21 protein-coding genes and 1 tRNA gene are annotated in these 24,254 nt (G+C 56.8%); 15 read left to right on the top strand and 7 right to left on the bottom strand.

The features are described from left to right. Positions 1–3 precede the first annotated feature (3 nt). Entirely contained in the window at positions 4–453 is a 450-nt protein-coding gene (locus ACR0B3_RS07865) for a nucleoside deaminase (protein WP_480808572.1), read from the bottom strand. Between ACR0B3_RS07865 and ACR0B3_RS07870 the strand changes: the two genes are divergently transcribed. The 14 genes from ACR0B3_RS07870 to ACR0B3_RS07935 all read left to right on the top strand — a co-directional run bounded on the left by ACR0B3_RS07870 (position 452) and on the right by ACR0B3_RS07935 (position 15,545). Beyond that, complete coding sequence (locus ACR0B3_RS07870; protein ID WP_480808573.1) at positions 452–1,330, top strand: pseudouridine synthase; 879 nt, start codon at positions 452–454, stop codon at positions 1,328–1,330. The two genes, ACR0B3_RS07865 and ACR0B3_RS07870, sit on opposite strands and share 2 nt — an antisense overlap. Before the next feature lie 177 nt (positions 1,331–1,507). After that, complete coding sequence (locus ACR0B3_RS07875; protein ID WP_480808574.1) at positions 1,508–2,422, top strand: 5-bromo-4-chloroindolyl phosphate hydrolysis family protein; 915 nt, start codon at positions 1,508–1,510, stop codon at positions 2,420–2,422. A 29-nt stretch (positions 2,423–2,451) separates the two neighbouring features. Beyond that, a complete protein-coding gene (locus tag ACR0B3_RS07880) occupies positions 2,452–3,642 on the top strand; it encodes a toxic anion resistance protein (protein WP_480808575.1) in 1,191 nt (396 codons plus the stop codon). Beyond that, complete coding sequence (locus ACR0B3_RS07885; protein ID WP_480808576.1) at positions 3,642–4,613, top strand: DUF2927 domain-containing protein; 972 nt, start codon at positions 3,642–3,644, stop codon at positions 4,611–4,613. The genes ACR0B3_RS07880 and ACR0B3_RS07885 overlap by 1 nt, the downstream gene beginning before the upstream one ends. Positions 4,614–4,635: 22 nt before the next feature. Next, entirely contained in the window at positions 4,636–5,784 is a 1,149-nt protein-coding gene (locus ACR0B3_RS07890; RefSeq protein ID WP_480808577.1) for an SPFH domain-containing protein, read from the top strand. 35 nt (positions 5,785–5,819) lie between these two features. Beyond that, a complete protein-coding gene (locus ACR0B3_RS07895) occupies positions 5,820–6,911 on the top strand; it encodes a TFIIB-type zinc finger domain-containing protein (RefSeq protein ID WP_480808578.1) in 1,092 nt (363 codons plus the stop codon). Between the two features lie 62 nt (positions 6,912–6,973). Further along, entirely contained in the window at positions 6,974–7,642 is a 669-nt protein-coding gene (locus ACR0B3_RS07900) for a nitroreductase (protein ID WP_480808579.1), read from the top strand. Between the two features lie 23 nt (positions 7,643–7,665). Continuing rightward, positions 7,666–8,103: a D-aminoacyl-tRNA deacylase gene (dtd, locus tag ACR0B3_RS07905; protein WP_480808580.1), complete on the top strand. Its 438-nt coding sequence runs from the start codon at positions 7,666–7,668 to the stop codon at positions 8,101–8,103. Next, positions 8,103–9,206: a glycerate kinase type-2 family protein gene (locus tag ACR0B3_RS07910; RefSeq protein ID WP_480808581.1), complete on the top strand. Its 1,104-nt coding sequence runs from the start codon at positions 8,103–8,105 to the stop codon at positions 9,204–9,206. Before dtd ends, ACR0B3_RS07910 begins: the two co-directional genes overlap by 1 nt. Positions 9,207–9,537: 331 nt before the next feature. After that, a complete protein-coding gene (locus ACR0B3_RS07915) occupies positions 9,538–11,124 on the top strand; it encodes an ABC transporter substrate-binding protein (protein WP_480808582.1) in 1,587 nt (528 codons plus the stop codon). 1 nt (position 11,125) lies between these two features. Continuing rightward, positions 11,126–12,082 (top strand): ABC transporter permease, encoded by a 957-nt coding sequence (locus tag ACR0B3_RS07920; RefSeq protein ID WP_170683320.1) that lies wholly within the window; start codon positions 11,126–11,128, stop codon positions 12,080–12,082. Further along, positions 12,079–12,936 (top strand): ABC transporter permease, encoded by an 858-nt coding sequence (locus ACR0B3_RS07925; RefSeq protein WP_170683321.1) that lies wholly within the window; start codon positions 12,079–12,081, stop codon positions 12,934–12,936. Before ACR0B3_RS07920 ends, ACR0B3_RS07925 begins: the two co-directional genes overlap by 4 nt. Continuing rightward, positions 12,933–14,570: an ABC transporter ATP-binding protein gene (locus tag ACR0B3_RS07930; protein WP_480808583.1), complete on the top strand. Its 1,638-nt coding sequence runs from the start codon at positions 12,933–12,935 to the stop codon at positions 14,568–14,570. The genes ACR0B3_RS07925 and ACR0B3_RS07930 overlap by 4 nt, the downstream gene beginning before the upstream one ends. Before the next feature lie 138 nt (positions 14,571–14,708). Then, entirely contained in the window at positions 14,709–15,545 is an 837-nt protein-coding gene (locus tag ACR0B3_RS07935; protein WP_480808584.1) for an alkaline phosphatase family protein, read from the top strand. 11 nt (positions 15,546–15,556) lie between these two features. Here the strand turns inward: ACR0B3_RS07935 and ACR0B3_RS07940 are convergent, their stop codons facing one another. The 4 genes from ACR0B3_RS07940 to ACR0B3_RS07955 form a co-directional block, all read right to left on the bottom strand. Beyond that, positions 15,557–16,480 (bottom strand): alpha/beta hydrolase, encoded by a 924-nt coding sequence (locus ACR0B3_RS07940; protein WP_480808585.1) that lies wholly within the window; start codon positions 16,478–16,480, stop codon positions 15,557–15,559. A gap of 12 nt (positions 16,481–16,492) precedes the next feature. Then, entirely contained in the window at positions 16,493–18,382 is a 1,890-nt protein-coding gene (locus ACR0B3_RS07945; protein WP_480808586.1) for an acyl-CoA synthetase, read from the bottom strand. 159 nt (positions 18,383–18,541) lie between these two features. Beyond that, the gene (locus ACR0B3_RS07950; protein WP_480808587.1) at positions 18,542–20,362 is read right to left on the bottom strand and encodes an ABC transporter transmembrane domain-containing protein; all 1,821 of its coding nucleotides are present in this window, start codon (positions 20,360–20,362) and stop codon (positions 18,542–18,544) included. Positions 20,363–20,640: 278 nt separating this feature from the next. Continuing rightward, positions 20,641–20,715, bottom strand: a tRNA-Gly gene (locus ACR0B3_RS07955). Positions 20,716–21,180: 465 nt separating this feature from the next. On the opposite strand from ACR0B3_RS07955, the gene ACR0B3_RS07960 reads away from it, so the two are divergent. After that, positions 21,181–23,070 (top strand): PhoX family protein, encoded by a 1,890-nt coding sequence (locus tag ACR0B3_RS07960; protein ID WP_480808588.1) that lies wholly within the window; start codon positions 21,181–21,183, stop codon positions 23,068–23,070. Between the two features lie 59 nt (positions 23,071–23,129). Here the strand turns inward: ACR0B3_RS07960 and ACR0B3_RS07965 are convergent, their stop codons facing one another. Together ACR0B3_RS07965 and ACR0B3_RS07970 are read right to left on the bottom strand one after the other, a co-directional pair. Continuing rightward, positions 23,130–23,696 (bottom strand): tetratricopeptide repeat protein, encoded by a 567-nt coding sequence (locus tag ACR0B3_RS07965; RefSeq protein WP_480808589.1) that lies wholly within the window; start codon positions 23,694–23,696, stop codon positions 23,130–23,132. A 31-nt stretch (positions 23,697–23,727) separates the two neighbouring features. Beyond that, on the bottom strand, positions 23,728–24,213 hold the full coding sequence (locus ACR0B3_RS07970; RefSeq protein WP_480808590.1) for an Lrp/AsnC family transcriptional regulator: 486 nt from the start codon (positions 24,211–24,213) through the stop codon (positions 23,728–23,730). Positions 24,214–24,254 lie beyond the last annotated feature (41 nt).

A 24,254-nucleotide genomic window follows, 5' to 3' on the forward strand; every position in this document is an offset into this window, starting at 1 on the left:
GCGCTAACGTCGCCTTGCGAAGAAACTCTTGAGCAATTGCGTGGCCTCTTCGGCACCGATCCCATCATAAATTTCAGGTGTATGATGTGCCTGCGGATGTGAAAATACCCGCGCGCCATGGGCGACGCCGCCGGATTTAGGATCGGATGCGCCGTAATAAATACGCCGAATGCGTGCTGCCGCCAGTGCAGCCGCGCACATGGCGCAAGGTTCCAACGTCACGTAAAGATCGTGATCCGGCAGACGTTCTGACCCAGCCGCAGCGCAGGCTGCACGCAGCACCAAAATCTCTGCATGGGCGGTGGGATCATTCAACTCGCGGGTCCTATTGCCATCTGCTGCAACAACCTGTCCGTCCGGCCCGATAATCAACGCGCCAACCGGCACTTCACCGCGATCCGCCGCAGCCTGCGCCTGTTCCAGTGCCAATTTCATGTGGGATCTGAACTCCATGCCTCTGACTGCCTCAGAAACCCGCCTTTCGCAAGCCGCCGGGATGCGTTATGGCCGGGGGATGACCAATACCCCTCCTCCTGGCGATCGGATCGCCAAAGTGCTGGCCCGCGCCGGTGTTGCTTCGCGGCGCGAGGCTGAACGCATGATCGAAGCGGGTCGTGTTTCGGTGAATGGCAAAGCAATCGGCAGTCCTGCCCTGAACGTCACCGCCAAAGACAAGATCGCCGTTGATGGTAAGCCGGTATCGGAACCAGAGCCCTCGCGTCTATGGCTGTATCACAAACCGCCGGGTCTGGTGACCACCGCGCGCGACGAAAAAGGCCGCAAGACGATCTTTGACGATCTACCCGAGAATATGCCGAGGGTCATGAGCGTTGGGAGACTGGACCTGAATTCGGAAGGGTTACTGCTGCTGACCAATGATGGCGGCATCAAGCGCAAGCTTGAGCTGCCTTCAACCGGATGGCTTCGGAAATATCGCGTGCGGGTCAACGGGCGGCCCAAGGACGAAGACTTCGCCCCCCTTCGCAAGGGTTTGGTGATTGACGGCGAGCGGTTTCAACCAATGACCGTCACACTGGACCGCCAACAGGGAGCAAACGCGTGGCTAACCATCGGCCTGCGCGAAGGCAAGAACCGCGAGATCCGCCGGGCAATTGAAGACATCGGCTATGTGGTGAACCGGCTTTTGCGGGTTTCATACGGCCCCTTTCAACTTGGTGACCTGAAATCCGGCGAAGTCGAAGAAATTCGTCGGCGTGTCATGCGTGACCAACTAGGGTTGGACGCTGAAGAAAGCGGCAAGCCAACCGCCAAACGCCTTGCCCGACCTCAGCGCAAAAGACCGGCAATCGGCAAGAAATCTCGCAAGTGACGCGGGTTAGGCAACCTTCCCCCTAGCGCCAAGCCCTCGCATCGCCTAAATTTTCTGTGATAGCCACAGTTTGGGGGGGCGCAATGTCCGGGACCGGAGTGCAAAAATTGGCATATGCAGCACTTCTCGTGCTGTTGTTTGGTGTCTGCACTGGCGTTTTGGGGGGCTTGTAAGGACATGGCCAAAAGGTTCGGCGGGAAATTCAGCCCCCAGGGTGCGTCGTCAGACCAGGATCAACCCTCTCGAGGACAGTTTGACGGGGCTCGGGTGGAACCGGAGGGTGCTCGGGCAAATTTGCTTTTTCTTCCGGCAATACCGCTTGTGTTCCTGTCTTTGAATGACGGCGCGATTGGGATGACAATTGGTCTGATCGCTGCTGCATTGCTAACAGCGGCAGCGTTCCTGCTGCGCGAAGGCTTGCGCGCGGAATCCGCTTACAACACCAAACGGACCGCACGCAGACCTGCTTTTCCCCGCAAGATCTTCTCGAGTGTTCTGACAGGCCTTGGTGCCGCGCTGGCCTCGTACCGGACCGAGTTTCTGGATGCGGAAACTGCCGCACAGGCCAGCCTTGTGGCACCAGTTCTGTTTGGAGTTGTTGCGACCGCACTGCATTCGGTGTCCTTTGGAATTGATCCGATGAAAGATAAAGGGATGGAAGGTATCGATACCTTCCAACAAGATCGCGTGGCGCGTGTTGTAGAGGACGCGGAAACTCACCTGAGCCAAATGACCGATGCAATCAAGCGGGCCGGTGACCGTAGGATCGAAGCACGGGTCGAGCGTTTTCAGGACACCGCCCGCGATCTGTTCCGCACCGTCGAAGAAGACCCGCGTGATCTTGCCGGGGCTCGGAAGTATCTGACGGTCTATTTGCAAGGCGCGCGCGATGCGACCGTCAAGTTCTCCGACGTCTATGCCCGCACCCGCGATGCACAGGCGCTGGCGGATTATTCGGCTCTGCTTGACGATTTGGAACAGAACTTCGCGGCACGCACGCGGAAGATGCTATTGGATGACCGCAGCGATCTGACGGTTGAAATTGATGTGCTGCGCGACCGGCTGCAGCGCGAAGGCGTCCGGTTGGACTGACCGGCTTTTATGTGAGCGAGGATTACCCCATGTCCGATGAGATCAAGAACAAGGCAGTTGAGGCCGAAACACTGGTCCAAGAAGTCACCGCTGTTGCCTTGCCCGAACCCCAGGCCGAAATCGTGCCGCTAGAACAGGCTGACGAGCCAGTTGGGGCCGAAATCCGCAAACGGATGGGTGAGATTGACATGGGCGATACCAACTCGATCGTTTCCTTTGGCTCTTCCGCGCAAGCCGAGCTGCAGGAAATAAGCCAGGCCATGTTGGCCGATGTCCGCAACAAGGACGTAGGTCCTGCGGGCGATAGCCTGCGCAATATCGTGACGACGATCCGGGGCTTCTCGGTCAGCGAACTGGACGTTCGGCGTGAACGGAGCTGGTGGGAAAAACTGTTGGGCCGTGCCGCGCCCTTTGCCAAGTTCACAGCGCAGTACGAGGACGTGCAAAGCCAGATCGATCGGATTACCGACGATCTGTTGGGCCATGAACATACATTGTTGAAAGACATCAAATCGCTTGATCTGCTATATGAGAAGACACTGGAATTCTACGATGAACTGGCCCTCTACATCGCGGCCGGTGAGGAAAAGCTGACCGAACTGGACAGCCACGATATCCCCGAGAAAGAGTCCGAGGTAGAAGCCGCACCAGAAGATCAACAGGTGATGAAAGCACAGGAACTACGCGATCTCCGCGCGGCACGGGATGATCTGGAACGCCGGGTCCATGACCTGAAGCTGACGCGTCAGGTGACCATGCAATCGTTGCCTTCGATCCGGTTGGTGCAAGAAAACGACAAGTCACTGGTGACCAAAATCAACTCGACCTTGGTCAACACCGTTCCGCTTTGGGAAACCCAGCTGGCGCAAGCGGTCACCATACAGCGCAGCGCCGAGGCCGCCGCTGCTGTGCGTGATGCCAATGATCTAACCAATGAATTGCTGACCTCGAACGCGGCCAACTTGCGCGAGTCCAACAAGATGATCCGTGAAGAGATGGAACGCGGTGTCTTTGACATCGAAGCCGTCAAACAAGCCAACGCAGATCTGATCGGCACCATTAATGAAAGCCTCGCCATCGCCGACGAAGGCAAAGCCAAGCGTGCCGCCGCAGAGGAAGAGCTTAAGAAGATGGAAGCCGAGCTGCGCGACACACTCGCATCGGCCAAAGCGCGACAGGACGGGATCGGCGACAACGCCGGGACGGCCGTCCCCGGGTAATGAGAACAGCAGGCGTGCGGCCATTTCATCGTACTAAGACCGTAGTATTGGGATTATCATTGCTGGCTCTGGCCGGTTGCGAGACTGCACTGACAACGCCCGACGCGCCTGAACCCCGCCCGGTTCAGCCGCAGGGTCTGAGCAATGCGTATCAGCCACCTTCAGCCACCAGTCTTGATCTGGCGCGCTATTATGAAAGCGTTCAAAATAATCTGCTAACGCGCGGATTGCTGCGAACCGATGGCGGTGGGCCGGACACGCCTTACGACGCTGATGATCTGGCCCGAAATTTTGAGACCATTGCGTTTTATAACGAATATCCGGGGCAAGCCGTCGCCGGCGGCAGCGGTCGAACCAGCCGACAACTCAGTCGCTGGTCCTCGCCTGTGCGAATCCAGCCAGAGTTCGGCCCTTCAGTGGCACCAAGTATTCGTCAGCAAGAGACTGCCCGGATTGATGCTTACGCCAATCGTTTGTCGCGGTTAACTGGTCATTCAGTTTCAACCACGTCCAAAAACGCGAACTTCCACGTGTTTGTCGCAGGTGAGGATGATACCGAATATGTACAGGCCCGCCTTCGCCAGCTGATCCCGGGTATAGGACAGGCGCAGCTTGACCTTTTCGACAAGCTGCCGCGCTCTTTCTATTGCTTTGTGTTCGCATCGGCGTCGAACAGCGCACCACAGACGTATACCCGGGCTGTTGCCTTGATCCGAGCCGAACATCCCGATCTGGTGCGCCTGAGCTGCGTCCACGAAGAAATTGCGCAGGGGCTGGGTTTGCCGAATGACAGTCCCTCGGCCCGACCTTCGATATTCAACGATGACGACGAGTTCGCCTTGCTCACTAGCCACGACGAAAAGCTGCTGACCATCCTTTATGACCCGCGCCTTAAGGCTGGTATGACCGCTGATGAAGCGCGCACGGTGATCCGCATCATTGCACGCGAATTGATGGGGCAGTCGCTCTGACCCCAAGAACAGGAGAAATCCAATGGGAATTTTTGATTTTCTAACCGGCGAATTTATCGACGTCATCCACTGGGTCGACGACACGCGCGATACCATGGTCTGGCGGTTCGAACGCGAAGGGCACGAGATTAAATACGGTGCCAAGCTGACCGTGCGCGAAGGTCAGGCGGCGGTCTTTGTGCATGAGGGGCAATTGGCGGATGTGTTCACACCCGGGCTCTATATGCTTGAGACCAACAATATGCCAATCATGACGACCCTGCAGCACTGGGATCACGGGTTCCAATCGCCCTTCAAGTCCGAGATTTATTTCGTCAACACCACCCGCTTCAATGACCTGAAATGGGGCACCAAAAACCCGATCATGCTGCGCGATCCCGAGTTTGGGCCAACACGCATTCGGGCCTTCGGCACCTACACAGTGCGGGTCAAGGACCCGGCGAAATTCCTGGTCGAGATCGTGGGCACGGACGGCGAATTCACCATGGATGAGATCAGCTTTCAGATCCGAAACATCATTGTACAGGAATTCAGCCGCGTCATCGCAAGTTCGGGCATTCCGGTGCTGGATATGGCAGCAAACACCGCTGATTTGGGCAAGCTGATTGCTGCAGAGGTGTCGCCTGTGCTGGATGGGTATGGCCTCAGCATGCCTGAATTCTATATCGAAAACATCTCACTGCCGCCTGCGGTTGAGGCGGCGCTCGATAAGCGCACGTCGATGGGACTGGCCGGTGATTTGGGTAAATTCACTCAATATTCAGCAGCAGAAGCGATGACGGCGGCCGCAAACAACCCCGGTCAAGGTGGCGGCATGGGCGCAGGTCTTGGCATGGGAATGGGCATGGCAATGGCGCAGCAGATGTCGAACATGGCAGCGGGTCAACCAAGCGGCCCGTGGGGCAATACCGCCCCAGCTACCCCGCAGGCCTCGGCGCCTGCGGCACCCCCGCCCCCTCCGCCTGTCGAGCATGTATGGCATATCGCAGTGGATGGTCAGACCAGCGGGCCGTTTTCCAAGGCCAAGATGGGCCGAATGGCGACCGATGGTGAGATAACGCGCGAGACCCACGTCTGGACCGCTGGACAGGACGGATGGAAAAAGGCAGGCGACGTGCAGGAGTTGGCACAGCTGTTCACGATTTTACCGCCGCCGCCTCCGGGTGCGTGATCTGACAATCGGCAAGCTAAGGTCGGGGATCTGACATGGCGAAAGACGAACACCGTTTTCCCTGTGATCAATGCGGGGCGGACTATCGGTTCAATCCTGGTGACGGGACGCTGACCTGCGATCATTGCGGGCATACCAAATCGATTGGTGCGGGCCCGTGGGGCGGCGCCAGTCTACGCGAGTTGGATTTCGACGCAGCTGTTGCAGATCGCTTGCCTGACAGCGAGATTGAGGAAACCCGGGTTCTGACTTGTCCGAACTGCGCCGCTCAGGTCGAGTTCGATCCGAACACCCATGCTGCCGAATGTCCGTTCTGCGCCACCCCGGTCGTGACTGATACCGGTGTGAGTCGCCACATCAAACCCCGTGGTGTGCTGCCTTTCGCGCTTGACGAACGCTCGGCCCATAAAGCTATGGGGGATTGGCTAGGGCGGCTTTGGTTCGCACCAAATGGGCTGAAGGAATACGCCCGGAAGGGGCGCAAGATGCAGGGTATCTATGTCCCCTACTGGACATTCGACGCCGATACCAAGTCGAGCTATCGGGGTGAGCGCGGAGTGGTGTATTACGAAACGCGCACTGTCATGCGCGATGGAAAGCGCGTTCAGCAACAGGTTGCCAAGGTGCGCTGGACGCCAAAATCCGGACGGGTCGCGCGGTTTTTTGACGATATTCTGGTGCTTGCGTCACAATCCCTGCCAAAATCTTATACCGACGCACTTGAGCCGTGGGACCTGCCTGCGCTTGAGCCGTATCAGCCTGAATATCTAGCCGGTTTCCGGGCCGAGGCTTATACGGTCCAACTGCAGGAAGGTTATCAGGAGGCCCGCGCGCATATGGCGCGCGTGATCGAGCGTGACGTGCGGTTTGATATCGGGGGTGATCGCCAACGCATTCACGCCGTCGATACCGAAGTGCACGACGTCACATTCAAACACATCCTCTTGCCCGTTTGGATGGCCGCATACAAATACCGCGGTGAAACCTATCGCTTTGTTGTGAATGGCCGAACCGGTCGCGTTCAGGGTGAACGCCCGTGGTCTGCAATAAAGATAACCATCGCAGTGATATTGGGCCTTCTCGTTGCAGCTGGCGTCGGGTATCTGGTGGCAACCGGGCAACAATAGCATTGAAAAGCGCAAAGCGCCTTGAAGGAAATAATCTGGCACGCGCCGAAGGAGATGCTGAATTGCACCTTGATGATCTGAACGTATTGTTGGCTAGGCGCCACTCCTGCCGCGCCTTTCGTGCAGACCCGGTGCCGCGTGCGCAGATTGAACAGATCATAACCAGTGCGATGCGCGTTCCAAGCTGGTGCAACGCTCAACCTTGGCAGGTCGTGATTACTAACGGGGCTGAAACAGATCGGTTTCGGGACGCGTTGCAGCGCGAAGCTTCACATACTGTACCAGCCCCTGATTTGCCTTTTCCAACCGGGTATTCCGGCGTCTATCAAGAGCGCCGCCGCGCCTGTGGCTGGGCACTGTACGATGCGGTCGGCATCGAAAAAGGCGACCGCGCGGCCTCGGCCCGGCAGATGATGGAAAACTTTACTCTATTCGGAGCCCCGCATTGCGCAATTCTATCCAGCCCGGCTGAGTTGGGCCCCTATGGTGCAATGGATTGCGGAGGGTTCGTAACTGCATTTGCGTTGGCAGCGCAAGCTTTGGGCGTAGCCTGTATCCCGCAAGCAGCAGTCGCGGCCTATGGGCCCTTTCTTCATAGATATTTCAAGGTCCCGGATGATCGCTTAATCCTGTGCGCAATCTCATTTGGATATGCCGATGAAGATCACCCGGCAAATGCGTTCAGGACGGATCGGGCCGCATTGGATGATGTCGTCGACTGGCGCGAATAATCATAAAAGAACGGAATCTGCAGATGCGTGCTTTGCTTCAAAGAATTTCCAGTGCCTCAGTTACCGTCGACGGGAGAATTATCGGACAATCGGGACCAGGATTGATGATTTTGGTTTGCGCAATGCAAGGGGATAGTGCGGCACAAGCCGACCAATTGGCCCAAAAGATCGCCAAGCTTCGAATCTTCAAAGATGAAGCGGGCAAAATGAACCGGTCGATTTTGGACGTTGAAGGCTCGGCACTGGTGGTTAGCCAATTTACCTTGGCCGCTGATACATCACGCGGAAATCGGCCCGGGTTTTCAGAGGCGGCCCCTGCGGCAGAAGGTGAAGAACTGTATGAAGAGTTTGTTCGCAAACTCTCGGCGCAGGGTATTCCTGTCGAAACAGGTGCTTTCGGGGCTGACATGACAGTAAAACTGGTCAATGAAGGGCCGGTGACAATTTGGATGGAAAGCTGATGCAAGGGTTTCAACAGGTTCAGGATATCTGGCAAGCAGGTGTAGCGGCGGTTGATGGGTATCGGGCAACGCTGGCTGCCACCCAAGGGATTGAAGCACCGGATCAGATTCTGGCAGTTGGCAAAGCTGCTGGTGCCATGGCCCGCGCAGCAAATGAACGGTTTGGGAACCTGCCCACTCTGGTTGTTACCAAAGATGGTCACGGGAGTGACCTGCCAGAGCATGTGGTGGTTATCGAAGCCTCGCACCCGGTTCCAGACGCACGCAGTCTAGCGGGCGGGAGAGCGCTGCGCGAAACGATTGAGGCTTTGGCCCCCGGCAGCAACCTGTTGCTGCTTGTTTCTGGCGGGGCATCGTCCTTGGCCGAGGACCTTGTTACCGGTAAAACGCTGGATGATCTGGAAACGCTGAATCAAAGGCTGCTCAGCGAAGGGCTGGATATCGGTGCGATGAATACCAAGCGGCGCAAGCTGTCACGGATCAAGGGCGGCGGATTGTTGTCTCATTTCAACGGAACGCGGGTGACCGTTCTGGCGATTTCGGACGTTCCCGGAGATGACTTGGGCGTGATCGGGTCCGGTATCGGGTCGTTGCCCGATACGCCTGCGTTTGCTGCCCAGACCTCGATAATTGCATCAAATGCGCATGCCCGGGCCGCTGCGGAACAAGCTGCGGTTCAAGCCGGCCTTAATGTGCATGCCAATGAAGAATCGATGCACGATGATTATCTGTCGGTCGCGGCCAATATCGGAGAGAGATTGCGCAACATGCCCAAGGGTGCACTTGTCTTTGGCGGAGAGCCGACCGTCGTTCTACCTGATGAACCCGGGCGCGGTGGTCGAAATCAGGCTCTGGCGCTGGCGTTGGCCAAAGAAATTGCTGGGCAACCGGATCTAACCGTCATCGTTGGCGGGACAGATGGCACGGATGGCCCAACGGAGGCCGCAGGCGCCATCGTCACTGGCGATACATGGTCGGAGGATGCACAGACTTATCTCGATCGCGCGGATAGCGGAAGTTATCTGGATAAATCTGGTTCATTGCTGGTCACAGGCCCTACAGGTACCAACGTAATGGATTTGGTTGTGGCGATCAGAGGCTGAACGATCGCGGCGAACGTTTGTATAATTGTCAATAAGAAGAATCATCCACTGACGCGCGCAGTACTTAATCATAAGCGCAATAACTAATTTGGATGATGATTTGACGGCCTTCAGATGGTTTGTTCAGTCCAGTGTTTGCTGCTAGGTAGAAGAGGATTTGGCATTCCTCATGCACACATCTGCACTGGCTAATGCGATCAATGGCAGGACCACCCCCTTATTCAAGAGAATTTCACTTGCCCGCTGACGGCAATTGCACCTAAGTTGACTCAAGCGTCAACAAAAAAGCCCGCTAACGGGCAGGACATCCAATCAACTGGGAGATCTCTGGATGAACGATCAACTCACTCACATGTCTAAACTGGTAGCGGCAGGACGAATGTCACGCCGCGAATTCATGGGCAAAGCTGCGGCCTTGGGTGTAACCGCCGCCATGGCAAGCAGCGTTTTTGCCACAGCCGCCCGCGCGGCAGGTCCGGTCAAGGGCGGTACCATTCGCGTTGGTATTCAGGGCGGTGGGTCTTCCGACAGCCTTGATCCGGCACTTGCAGCAAACGCCACTGCAACTCAGGTTATCCGCTTGTGGGGTGAACCTTTGCTGGAGCTGAATCCGAATGGCGGATTGTGGCCGCGGCTGGCCGAAAGCTTCGAGGCATCTGCCGATGCGCGTATCTGGACGTTCAAAATTCGTTCGGGCGTGAATTTCTCGAACGGTCAGACCATGACTGCAGATGACGTCCTGGCCACTATCGAACGCCACGCCGGTGAAGATTCGCAGTCCGGTGCGCTTGGCCTGCTGCGTGGCATCCAGGCCATGAGCGTCGAGGGCGACAAATTCATTATCGAGTTGGACAAACCCAACGCCGACTTGCCCTATCTGCTGACCGACTACCACCTGATCATTCAGCCCAATGGTGGCAAGGACGATCCGACCGCGGCAATCGGAACCGGTCCTTATGTCCTGAGCGATGTCGAACCGGGGGTCCGCTTTGTCGGAACCAAAAACCCTGACTATTGGGATGAAAACGTTGGCCATGCCGACACGATCGAACTGCTTGTCATCAACGACGACACCGCCCGCGTGGCGGCGTTGCAGTCGGGTCAGGTCCATATGATCAACCGCGTACCGCCACGCACAGCAGCGTTGGTTGGACGCGCGCCCAATATCAACCTGCGCACGACCTCGGGTCCGGGGCATTATGTTTTCATCATGCACGCCAACACCGCGCCGTTTGACAACAAGGACCTGCGGCTGGCGCTGAAATACGGCATCAATCGTCAGGAAATGGTCGACAAAATCTTGTCCGGCTTTGGTTCGGTTGGGAACGACTCTCCCATCAACGACTCTTACCCGCTGTTTACCCAGTTGGAACAACGTGAATACGATCCTGAAAAGGCCAAATTCCATCTGGATCAATCGGGCTTTGATGGCACCGTTCTGTTGCGCACGTCAGACAATTCGTTCCCAGGTGCGCCGGATGCTGCGGCGCTGTTCCAGCAATCCTGTGGCGCTGCCGGTATCAACATCGAAATCAAGCGCGAGCCCAATGACGGTTATTGGTCAGAGGTCTGGAACAAACAGCCCTTCTGCACCAGCTACTGGGGTGGCCGTTCGACTCAGGACTTCATGTTCTCGACGGCTTACCTGTCGACCGCAGACTGGAACGACACACGCTTCTTCAACGAGCAGTTCGACCAGCTTCTGTTCGCCGCGCGCGGAGAACTGGACGAAGAAAGCCGCAAGCAAATGTATGCTGATATGTCGACCATTCTGCGCGACGAAGGCGGCCTGATCTGTCCGATGTTCAACCAGTTCGTAGACGCGACATCTACTGAAGTAGATGGTTGGATCGACTCTAAAAACGGATTTGATCTGAACAACTTCTATGCTCCGATGACCATGTGGGTTGCTGCCTGATATGGGAATCGCGATGAAACTTGTGGTCCAGCGCATTGCGCTGGGCCTTTTGCTATTGTTGGCCGTGTCAGTGCTGATTTTTGCCGGAACGCTCATTCTGCCCGGCGACGTTGCACAGTCAATCCTCGGCCAGTCTGCAACCCCCGAGGCCCTCGCCAACATCCGCGAAGAGCTTGGGTTGAACGAACCCGCCATCACCCGCTATTTCGACTGGCTTTTTGCCGCCTTACAGGGTGATCTAGGTACTGCGCTGACCAATGGTCGTGACATCGCCGAGAGTATCGGTCAACGCATGTCAAACACCCTGTTTCTCGCCTTCTGGGCCGCTATCATATCGGTGCCGCTGGCAATTCTTCTCGGCCTTATAGCGGTTCGGTACAAGGACCGCTGGCCCGACAAACTGATCTCGGCCGTGACGTTGGCCTCGATCTCTATCCCCGAATTCCTCATAGGTTACCTTTTGATGTATTTCATCGCCGTGAAACTGGGCTGGTTCCCATCGGTGGCGATGATCGGCGACCACATGAGCCTTCTGCAAAAGCTTCAGGCAATCGCACTGCCCGTCATGGTTCTTACTCTGGTTGTACTGGCGCATATGATGCGCATGACGCGCGCGGCAATCCTAAACGTTATGCAGTCAGCTTATATCGAGACCGCTGAATTGAAGGGTTTGACCGGATTTCAAGTTATCGCACGACACGCATTTCCGAATGCCATTGCCCCAATCGTCAACGTCGTGATGCTGAACCTTGCCTATCTGGTTGTCGGCGTCGTGGTGATTGAGGTGGTCTTTGTCTACCCCGGAATGGGCCAATACCTTGTGGACCACGTGGCGAAACGTGACGTGCCGGTGGTGCAAGCCTGCGGCCTGATCTTCGCCGCTGTCTATATCGGCCTCAACATGGTTGCGGACATCGTCTCAATCCTGGCCAATCCGCGTCTGAGGCACCCGAAATGAAGAACATCCCTATTTCTGCAATGATCGGGTTGTTCCTAACGGCCCTCTACTTTCTCATGGCGATTTTTGCGCCGCTCATCTCACCTTATGGCATGGCCGAAGTTGTCGGCGGTGTGTGGGAGCCCTCGAAGATCGAGATCATGCTGGGGATCGCGCCCCCTGGGTTTACCGAGTCGAACTTTTGGCTTGGCACCGACAATATTGGTCGGGATCTGCTAAGCCGGATGATCTACGGTGGGCGTACGACAATCTTCATCGCAACGGCCGCGACGATCCTGTCCTTTGTGACGGGCTCGGTCCTTGGCTTTTTCGCTGCTGTGATGGGCGGTTGGGTCGATCAAGCGCTTTCGCGCTTTGTCGATCTGATCATGTCGATCCCGTCGCTGATCTTTGCCCTTGTGGTGCTGTCGGTGATGCCCGTGACCGTTCCAATCCTGATTATTGTCATGGGCTTGTTGGATTCGACCCGCGTCTATCGTCTGGCACGCGCTGTCGCCGTTGACATCACTGTCATGGACTATGTCGAAGCGGCGCGCCTGCGAGGTGAAAAAATCGGCTGGATCATCTTCCGCGAAATCCTGCCCAACGCGCTGTCACCGCTGGTGGCCGAAATGGGCTTGCGGTTCATCTTTGCAGTGCTGTTCGTTTCAACCCTGTCGTTCTTGGGTCTTGGTGTGCAGCCGCCCGAGGCTGATTGGGGTGGCATCGTGAAAGAGAACAAGGAAGGCATCGTCTACGGCATTCCTGCCGCCCTGCTGCCCGCCGTCGCTATCGCGACACTGGCCATCTCGGTCAACCTAGTGGCTGACTGGGTCCTGAACCGCACCACATCGCTGAAAGGAGGCCGGGGATGAGTGATACCCTTCTCAAGGTCCGCGACCTCAAGATCGGCGCGACCGTTTATCCGCCGGGTGAGAAACCCCATGACATCGAAATCGTGCACGGGGTCAGCTTTGACCTCGAACGCGGCAAGGTGCTGGGGCTGATCGGCGAATCCGGTGCAGGCAAATCCACGATTGGCCTTGCTTCGATGGCCTATGGTCGGGGTGGCGTGAAGATCACCGGCGGCGAGGTCTGGGTGAACGGGCGCGACATCCTGAAAACATCGCTCAAGGATATCCGCAAGCTGCGCGGGGGTGAGGTCACTTATGTGTCTCAATCCGCTGCCGCGTCGTTCAACCCTGCTAAGAAGATCATGGATCAAGTGGTCGAGGCTGCGGTCGAACAGAAAAAGTTCAGCCGTAAAGAGGCTGAAGCCCGCGCGCGTGAGCTGTTCGCCAAACTTGGCCTGCCGGACCCGGACAACATTGGAGACAGATATCCACACCAAGTCTCTGGTGGCCAATTGCAGCGTTGCATGACGGCACTTGCGCTGTGCCCCGAACCCGATCTTGTGGTGTTCGACGAACCCACCACCGCATTGGACGTGACCACTCAGATTGACGTTCTGATGGCGATCAAGGAAGCCATCGCAGATACCGGCGTTGCTGCGCTCTATATCACGCATGACCTTGCTGTTGTTGCTCAGGTGAGCGACGACATCATGGTTCTGAAGATGGGCAATACGGTCGAATACGGCACCACCGATCAGATCATCAACAACCCGCAAGAGGAGTATACGCAGGCGCTGGTCTCGGTGCGCTCAATCGACCACGAAGAGAAAAAGCCCACGCCGGAACCCGTGCTGCAAGTTGACGGCATCACCGCGCGCTACAAGGGGCTGAATTTCGACGTCCTGCACAACGTCAATGTCGAGCTTCATCCGGGGCAGACGCTGGCTGTGGTGGGCGAATCCGGCTCGGGCAAGTCGACACTGGCGCGTGTGATCACCGGTCTGCTTCCGCCCCGCGATGGCGAGATTACCTTTGCCGGGCGCAAGCTCAGCCCCGATCTGAAGGGCCGGTCGCTCGAGGATCTGCGCGAGTTGCAAATGATCTATCAGATGGCTGACGTGGCGATGAATCCACGCCAGACCGTCGGCACGATCATCGGACGCCCGTTGGAGTTCTACTTCAACATGCGCGGGTCCGAGAAACGCAAGCGGGTCATCGAACTGCTGGATGAGATCGAACTGGGCGAAAAGTTTATCGACCGGTATCCTGCGGAGCTGTCGGGTGGTCAGAAACAGCGTGTCTGTATCGCACGCTCGCTGGCCGCGAAGCCCAAGATGATCATTTGTGACGAGGTCACCTCGGCACTCGATCCGCTGGTAGCGGATGGCATTCTTAAACTACTGCTCGACCTGCAGAAGATCGAGGATGTGGCCTATCTGTTCATCACCCACGATCTGGCGACGGTCCGCGCGATCAGCGACAGTATTGCAGTGATGTATCAAGGCCGTGTGGTGCGTTATGGCCCCAAATCGCAGGTGCTGAACCCGCCGTTTGACGATTATACCGACCTGCTGCTTAGCTCGGTTCCCGAGATGCATCTGGGCTGGCTGGAAGAGGTCGTCGCCCACCGCAAGATGGAGAGCGCCGGGAACTGATCACATCTCGACAGTCAGAAAAAAGTTCGAAATCCCGGCACTCTGGTGTCGGGATTTTACAATTCAGGACGCGAATACGCGCATCCGGTTGGGCGAATCCAGTATGTTCGCCCACGAGCACGCAAGGAAGGTTGGGTTATGGACCGCAAACTGCTTTTGATTATCCTGGACGGTGTCCCGTGGCGTAACTTTCGCCGCCTTTTTGGCAACCTTGAAGGTTGGGTTGATTCAGGCGATGCACGGGTTTGGAAACTGCGTTCAGTCCTGCCATCGACTTCCGCCAGCTGTTATGCCTCGATCCATACCGGTGTCACCCCACAAGAGCATGGCTGCACCGGCAACGGCAACGTCTTCCGGCTAAGCCATAAGGACGTTTTCAGCCAAGTGCGCGCGGCTGGGGGCGTGACCGGGGCCGTGACCCACAGTTATTGGTCGCAATTCTTCAATCGTCACCCGTTCGACTATGTCCGCGACGTGGAATATGACGAACCTGACAGTAAAACCATTAACCATGGTCGTTTCCACTCCATGACGGGATACGGCAAAACGAACCAAATGACTCCGTCGGATGTCGATCTTTTTGCGTCTCTAACCAATCTGTGTCTGCGGTTCGGGCTGGACTATGGCATTCTGCACACCTGCACGCTGGACAGCATGGGCCACCGCTTTTTTCACGATTGTGAAGAGATGGACCACGCCTGTTTCGTCATGGACGAAATGCTGGCCCCCTTCATCCCGCGCTGGCGGCAGCTTGGATATGACGTCATCATCACCGCAGACCATGGTCAGGATGAACGCGGCCACCACGGAGGGCGCGGCCCGCTGCAACAGGAAACCGCGCTTTTTTACTTTGGCGATGCCGAAGGACCCGAGGCGGAGACTGTAGTCGACCAGCTTCAGCTGGCGCCAACCATTTTGCAGCGTCTTGGTGCACCATTGGCGGACACGATGAAAGCGAAACCATTCCTGAGTTAAAATGGGGGGGATCAGTCGTAGGACCAGATCCCTTGCCCCAACGCCTCAATCGCCACCGAAATACGTTCGAAGCTGTCTGCGGCACGCTTGACCGAGGTTCGGGCGCGCAGAAATCCATGAACCAATCCGGATTCGTTGATGCAATGCGCCTGACCACCAGCAGCAATGATCCGGTCGCAATAGGCTTGTCCGTCATTGCGCAATGGATCGCAATCAGCTGTGACAACGACTGTTGGCGGAAGCCCCGAGAAATCATCATCCTGCAACGGCGCATAAGTCGGATCGTTGCGTGGCGCCGCCCCTTCGCATCGAATGGTCTCATAGAACCGGACATCGTCCAAAGTCAGCAGCGGGGCATTGGCGTGCTCGATATACGATCCTGCCGAAGTATCGCCCCCTAAACCGGGATAGATCAGGACCTGCCCCAACACGTTGCCCAGACGACCCCGCCCATAATGCGCCACGGCCGCAGCCAGGTTGCCGCCTGCGCTGTCGCCTGCCAAGACAATCGGATCACCATACTCCTGAACCACCCAGCACACCGCTGTCCAACTATCCTGAAACTGCGCCGGGTGTACGTGTTCGGGGCACAAACGATAGTCCACGGAAATGACGCGATATCCAGTCTGGGCACAGATTTCAGCGCACACGTCATCATGGCTGTCCAACCCGCCCACGACAAATCCGCCGCCGTGAAAATAGATAACACTCCGGGTCGGGTCACCGGCTGTATATAATCGAACAGGCACGCCGTTGGCGGACTTGTCTTGCACATCAATGCCCGGCGGGCGGGGTTGGCGGAAGGCCTGACACATCGCATCATAAACCCGACGCTGGTCCGCTACGGACATCTCGACCGCATCATCGGGATAGCTTTCGGACGTGCGACGTATGAACGCCCAGGTTTCTTCGTCAATCAGGCGTTCATAGTCCATTGTCCCTCCAGCTTATGCAGACCACTCCCACGGCCGGGTAAATGCGCCCAGCACTTTTGAGACATCGTCCTCGGAAGACCCGTTCGCGTCAAGCTGCGCGACAAGACCACGTTTCTTGTCATCGATCACAGAAACAACCCGTGCTGCCACACCGGCATCCTCAAGTGCTCCGTTATAAACACGTGTAATCGCATGTTTGCGCAGATCAGGTTTGAACACTTTGCCGACGGCGGTTTTTGGCAATTCGTTCAGGATGGTCATATGCTTGGGCTGCGCTGCGCGCTCGTGAACATGCACCTTGCAGAACTCCATCAGCTCATTTTCCGTGGCCGAAGCCCCGTCAACCAATTCGACAAACGCACAAGGAAGCTCACCCGAATGAGCATCCGGCTGACCAATCGCTCCGGCAAAGGCAACAGCCTCGTGGCCCAACAGCGCCTCTTCGATTTCGGCAGGGTCGATATTGTGACCGCCGCGAATGATCAGGTCTTTTGCGCGGCCTGTGATCCACAAATAACCATCCTCGTCGAACCGGCCCAGATCACCGGTGCGAAGGTATTTGTCGAAGTGGTAGAGATCAACGTTCTTATCGGCCTCGGTATAGGTGTTTCCGGCGTAAACGCCGGGGTTCGAGATACAGATTTCACCTACCTGATCTGTGCCGCATTCGGTTGGTCCATCGGGCCCATCCTGCAGGATTTTGACATCCGTATAAGGGAACGGAATCCCGATCGAACCAATCTTCTTCTCGCCATCCACCGGATTACATGAGACCAGACAGGTGGCTTCGGTCAGGCCATAGCCTTCGACGATGGTAACGCCCGTAGCTTCTTCAAAGCGGCGGAACAGTTCAACCGGCAGCGGGGCTGAACCCGAGAAGGCCGTCTTGACGCTGGAGATATCTGCGTCCACCGGGCGTTGCATTTTGGCAGATATGGCTGTCGGCACTGTGATGATGAACGAGACTTTCCAGCGTTCGATCAGCTTCCAGAAATTGTCGAACACACCGTCGCCACGATAGCCAGCAGGTGTCGGGAAGATGACATGTGCACCCGACGATACCGCCGCCATTACTATTACGTGCACAGCGAAGACATGGAACATCGGCAACGGGCACATGATCACGTCGTTCTCGTCAAACAGCAGTGTGTTGCCCAGCCAGCCGTTATAGATCAGGCCCGAGTATTTATGTTGCGCGACCTTCGGCATGCCCGTGGTGCCACCGGTGTGGAAATAACAGGCAACGCGATCCTCGGCGCTGTCTTCAAACGACAGTGTTTTTGGCTGCTTGTTCAACTCAGCATTGAAGTTCTTGTATGTCGCATGCGCCAGCTTTTCCTTATCCCCCATCTTGGGGCGCAGGAATGGCACCAGCCACGATTTTGGAGGCGTCAGATACCGGTTCAGATCAATCTCAAGGATCGTGTGAACGCCGGGGGCGTGGCGAACAGCCTCTTCAACCTTCTGCGCCACATCCGTCTTGGGAAAAGACTTCAGCGTTACCACCACCTTTGCCCCGGTCTCCCGCAGGATGGCCGAAATCTGCTCAGGCTCGAGCAGCGGGTTGATAGGGTTCACAATCCCCGCAACTGCACCGCCCATCATTGTGACTAGGGTTTCGTTACAATTGGGCAGGACATAGGCCACCACATCCTTTTCTCCGATCCCCAGCGATCGGAACAGGTTGGCGGCCTGGTTGACCTTGCCCAAAAGCTCGGACCAGGTGAGCGTCTCGGCCTTATCGGTCGGGCCGGACAGCAATTGAAAGCTGATCGCTTTGTGGTTCGGGAACCTGCCCGCCGTCCGCGATAGCAATTGGTGGAAGGTGACGGGCACATCCCGATCTTCCCACGGCATCTCCTGCTCGATGCGTGCCTTGTCTTCCAATCCCACAAAGGCCATGTGGCTCCTCCCCTGATCTCTCTCCCGTGTCGCGCACGGGCTTGTTTGTGCCTCCAAGATGGAAGCAAAACACACCATGCGCAAGCGAGGGCTTAGCGATCAGTTCCGGGAAACTGTAGAATGACGCTACGGCGATTCTGGATGTGCCGGAGCGTCACTTTATTCTGCGGCCACCCCGTCGGTGAATTGCAGACGGGCCAGACGAGCATACAGACCGTCCTGCGCCACCAGATCATCATGCGTACCCTGCGCCACAATGCGCCCGGCCTCAAGTACGATGATCCGATCCGCTTTTTTCACTGTCGCCAGACGATGCGCCACAATCAGCGTGGTGCGCCCGGCCCGCATGTTGTCGACTGCGCCCTGCACGGCACGCTCGCTTTCCGCATCGAGCGCCGATGTCGCCTCGTCCAACAGCAGCACAGGCGCGTCACGCAGAATGGCACGGGCGATCGCGATGCGTTGTTTCTGACCACCTGACAGCATCACGCCACGTTCACCGACAAAACTGTCATACCCTTCGGGCAAGGCCGAGATAAACTCATGCGCAGCAGCAGCCCGTGCGGCGGCCTCAACTTCTGCGTCCGAAGCGTCCAGACGGCCAAATCGAATATTTTCGCGCGCCGACGCCGCGAAAATCACCGGATCTTGCGGCACCAATGCGATATGCTGGCGGAAGTCATCGCGGTTTAGGCCCCGCAGATCGATGCCGTCTAAGCTGACATGGCCAGCGTCAGGGTCATAGAACCGTTGGATCATCTGGATCACGGTCGTTTTGCCCGCCCCCGATGGGCCGACGAAGGCGACTGTTTCTCCGGGATTGATCTGCAGCGAAAACTGATCAAGCGCGACAACATCTGGGCGCGCCGGATAGCGGAAGGTCACGTCGTCAAAACGAATCTCACCTCGCACCGGGGCTGGCAACGCCTGTGCCTGCGACGGATCATTTACTGTATCCTCAGCGTTCAGCAACTCGACCAACCGCTCGGTCGCGCCAGCTGCCCGCTGCAACTCACTCCAGATTTCCGACAATGCTGCGACCGAGCCCGCCATGATGATCGAATAGATCACGAACTGGATCAGCACCCCTTCGGTCATCACACCGTTGCGCACATCATTCGCGCCCATCCAAAGCACGCCAACAATGCCCGAAAATACGAGGAAGATAACTATGACGGTCAACACAGCGCGAGTCTGGATCCGGCGCAGAGAAACTTCGTACGAAGTTTCTGTCATTTCTCCAAACTGGGCTCTGCTAGCCTGTTCATGGGTAAAGGCCTGAACAGTTTGTACTGCCCCCAGCGCCTCGCCCGCGTTCCCTGACGATGCTGCAATCCAATCCTGATTTTCCCGGCTGATCACGCGCAGTCTGCGACCCAATACCAGAATCGGCACGACCACCAGCGGGATCAACAATAGCACCATTCCAGTCAACTTGGCCGAGGTCAGGAGCATCAGCACCAGCCCCCCCACGAACATCAGTAGATTGCGCAGAGCAATCGATACCGACGAGCCCAAAACGGATTGGATCAGGGTTGTGTCCGTCGTAATTCGGCTCAGCACCTCTCCGGTCATGATGCGTTCGTAGAATTCGGGGCTCATGCCAATCACGCGGTTGAACACCGCTTTTCGGATATCGGCGACCACGCGCTCACCCAGTCGGGTGACCAGCGCATAGCGGATGCCTGTGCCCACCGCGAGTATGGCCGCAATACCGAGCGCAGCCAGAAAGTACCAATCCAACAGTTCGCCGTCTTCAATGCGGAAATTGTCGACCACGCGGCGCACGGCCAAGGGCAGTGTAAGCGTCATGCTGGCGGTCAGGATCAACGCAAGCGTGGCTCCGGCCATCAACAGCCGGTAGGGTTTCATGAAGGGCCAAAGCGACCGCAAGACACCTATTTTCTTGGACCCAGCCCGTTCTTCATGCGCACCTGGCGCTTGTACGTTTGCTGGACTGGCGGAGCGCGTTCTTGCCATGTCTGGCCCTTGTCTTCTGGTCATCGCCCGCATTGGGCTTACATCAATGCTTCTTGGCGGCAGAGGCAGTTGGGGTCAAGCATTGCACACAATTGCAGGTGCGATCCGGGCCTTTTGACGCATTCCATGAAGGCATTGAACTAAGGCATGCGGCCAGGGTTCAAGCTGATGTAACGATCAAAGTGATCCAGCGCCAGAACACTCAATATTCTGTGTATTTTGCGCTATGACATTTATCAGCGCGCAAACAGCAAGTTGTTTTTCAAGGATGATTTCGTTGGAGCGGGCGGCGGGAATCGAACCCGCTTCATCAGCTTGGAAGGCTGAGGTAATAGCCAGTATACGACGCCCGCTCAGCGAAGGCGGGTGTATTTCATCGCATATTTGTGGTCAAGGGTGGAATTGTAGATTTTCCCTCTGCTGGTATCGAAAATGTCCTTCAGATCGGTGAGGCGAAGATGGAGCGGAATATCGCGTCGAGGTCCGGTTGCCATCAAGGTGGTTTGGCTTTGTCACGCCGGTCGATCAAACGAGATTGCGCAATGGTCAAAGCTTGCCTTGGCTGCCGGATGCATCCCCGCGAAAATTGAAGCTCGAATAAGTGCACGAGTCACATTATCGCCGCGGCCAAGCCAAAACCGCCCCGTTGGTTTGCGCCTTTGACCGCGCTGTTGTTTTAATCAAAGCTACGGTTAGATCAGCGTCAATCTGCCTGCGGTGAAGCCAAATAAAAACTTTAGTAAAACTGTTATATTACTGTCATGCACCGCCCCTAAATCCGCTGGACCAAACTGAATCCAGACAGCCAGGAGCTATCCATGAAAGACGTCGATCCCACCACTCTGTCCGCCGACGATTGGGACGAACTGCACTTCCCCCGCCCGGAAGAGAATGACTTTGACCGCGTGGTTGAAAGCGCCATTTCCCGCCGAGGATTTCTGGCTGGTGTCGTGGCCTTTGGTTCGGGCGCTGCGGCGATGGGCGCAGGACTGCTGGGTTCAACTTCGGCACAAGCAGTTGGGTCCTCGCGTTTTGCGTTCCAGCCAATCCCTGCTCAGACTGATGGCACCGTTCATGTGCCCGAAGGGTATGAGTGGAAGATGCTGATGCGCTGGGGTGACCCGCTGTTCTCGGATGCCGATGGATATGATCTGACCGATGGTGGTTCGGTTGAGAACTCGGACAAAGTCTTCGGTGAAAACACCGACGGGATGGAGACATTTTCTTTCCAAGGTCACGAACTGATCGCGATAAATCACGAGTACCCGAACCGCAAAATCAACCTGCCCGCCGCGCAGGAAGGTGTTCCGGCCAGCGCCGATGACGTTCTGAAGTTCCAGAACATTCAGGGCGTAACCGTGATGGAGATCAAGGAAGGTCCCGAAGGTTGGTCGGTTGTCAAAGACAGCCCTTTCAACCGCCGTATCCACCATAACAGCCCGATGAAGATCGTGGGCCCCGCCGCTGGTCATGATCTTCTGAAGACTGAGGCCGATCCAACCGGCACAGCCTCGCTGGGCACTATGAACAACTGTGGGTCTGGCAAGACGCCATGGGGCACCTATCTGACCTGCGAAGAAAACTTCAACGGCTACTTCGGGTCCTCGGACGAGAATGCCAGCTATGACCAGAAGGTTGCTGATGGTATGAAACGCTATGGCATCAAAGCCGAAAGCTGGAATGGGTACGAGCTGTTCGATCCGCGCTTTGACACCTCAAAAAACCCGAACGAACCGCACCGCGCCGGCTGGATCGTTGAAATCGATCCAACCAAGCCGAACAGCACGCCGGTCAAGCATACCGGTCTGGGCCGTTTCAAGCATGAAAATGCCGAGGTGACGCTGGCAAGCGACGGTCGCGTAGTGGTCTATATGGGTGACGACGAACGCGGCGAATACTTGTACAAGTTCGTCTCGAACGAGTCTTATGCGCCAGGCGTCGACACTGAGAACCTGCTGAATGACGGCACGCTTTATGTCGCCAAGTTCAACGACGACATGACCGGCCAGTGGTTGCCGCTGACACCGGAAACCACCGGTATGGACGCGGCCGAGATCCTGATCTTCACCCGTATGGCCGCTTCGGCCGCAGGTGGCACCACAATGGACCGCCCCGAGTGGGTTGCGTCGAGCCCCGTTGCGGTTGAGGCCTATTGCTGCCTGACCAACAACAAGAACCGTGGCGTGAAACCAAACGCCGGTGGTGATGACACCTCGGCCAACGGCCCCAACCCGCGCGACGCCAACAAATACGGTCAGATTGTGCGCTGGCGCCCTGCAAACGAAGACCACTCTGCCGATGGCTTCGATTGGGATCTCTATGTCATGGCGGGCAATCCGACCGTGCATTCGGATGACCGCGCCGGGTCAGCCAATGTGAACGAGGGTAACCTGTTCAACTCACCCGACGGTATGGCAATCGATTCGACTGGCCTGGTCTGGATCCAGACTGACGGCAACGACGACAACGAGGAAGATTTCGCGGGCAACGGCAACAACCAGATGCTGGTTGGCGATCCAGTCACCGGCGAAATCGTGCGTTTCATGACCGGCCCGAACGGCTGTGAAGTTACCGGTCTGGCGTGGTCGTCCGACCTGCGCACTATGTTTGTTGGTATCCAGCACCCCGGTAGCAACTGGCCCGATGGTGGCACGCCCCGCTCGTCGGTGATCGCGATCAAACGCACCGACAACGGCCTCGTCGGCTAAGCAGACATGGCAACCGAAAGCGCCCTTGAACTTCGGTTCGGGGGCGTGTTTGCGTCAGCTCAGATATCTTCGCCCGGAGGATCAAGTAGACCACCGGGTGCCAATAAGGCACGCTCGGATAGCCAGGGGTTCAGCGAAAGCGCATAGTTGAGTGCCGAACGCGCGTCATCCAAACGCTTGAGACCCAGCAAAGAAAGTGCCCGCCCACTCAGCGCAGCAACATGGTTCGGAGACAGCGCAATTGCCCGATCCAAATCCACCAGCGCGGCGCCATAGTCCTGCCTCAGGTAGTTGACGAAAGCACGTTGGTTGTAGCCCTCGGCATATTCGGGGCAGTAGTCCACCAAGCTGTCAAGATCCTCGAGCGCACCAAGCAGATCCCATGCCTCGCGTCTGGCCATACCCCGGTCAAGCAATGTCTGGGCACGTAGGTCTGGTGCGTCGGTCCAGAACTGCCACATTTGGCTTGAAATAGCGCGCGCCTCGCGCTCGCTGGTTGCGTCTTGCGTCTGTTCGATCAGAACATCGATTTCCGCGATGTGATCTGGCGAGGTTGGACATTCCGCAGCCGAAACGCGAAACGGCAAAGCAGTCAGTAAAGCTAATATAGCAAAAGCGGGCTTCATCCCCCCTAATCTGGCACGGACAAACGATAGGTCAACTGCCGTCGATCGGACTTAGCAGCCCAGTCTCTTTCACAGCCTCCATCGCCACGAAGGTGGATGTGTTGGCAACATGCGGCAGAGATGAGATTTTCTCGGCCAGAACTGTCCTGTACTCGGTCATCGAACGGGTGCGAATCTTAAGCAGATAGTCGAAATTGGATGCAATCATATGCGCCTGTTCAATCTCGGCGACTTTGCGCACAGCGGTGTTGAACTCAGCTAGCGCCTTTTCACGGGTATCGGTCAGGCGTACCTCGACAAATGCAACATGATCCAGACCAAGACGGATCGGATCCAGCATGGCGCGATAGCCCGTTATGATCCCGTCTGCCTCAAGCCGCTTTAGACGCGCTTGCGTGGGCGATTTTGACAAGCCGATTCTGCGCGCAAGATCAGTTACCGAGATGCGGCCATCTTCGGCCAGCGCCATCAGGATGGCCTGATCAAAGCGGTCAAGACCAGACAAGTCGTTTTGCATTTCATTACCCCTGTGATTCAGTCGTTTCGACCGCCTGTTGG

The organism is Ruegeria sp. CE9, assembly GCF_056537425.1.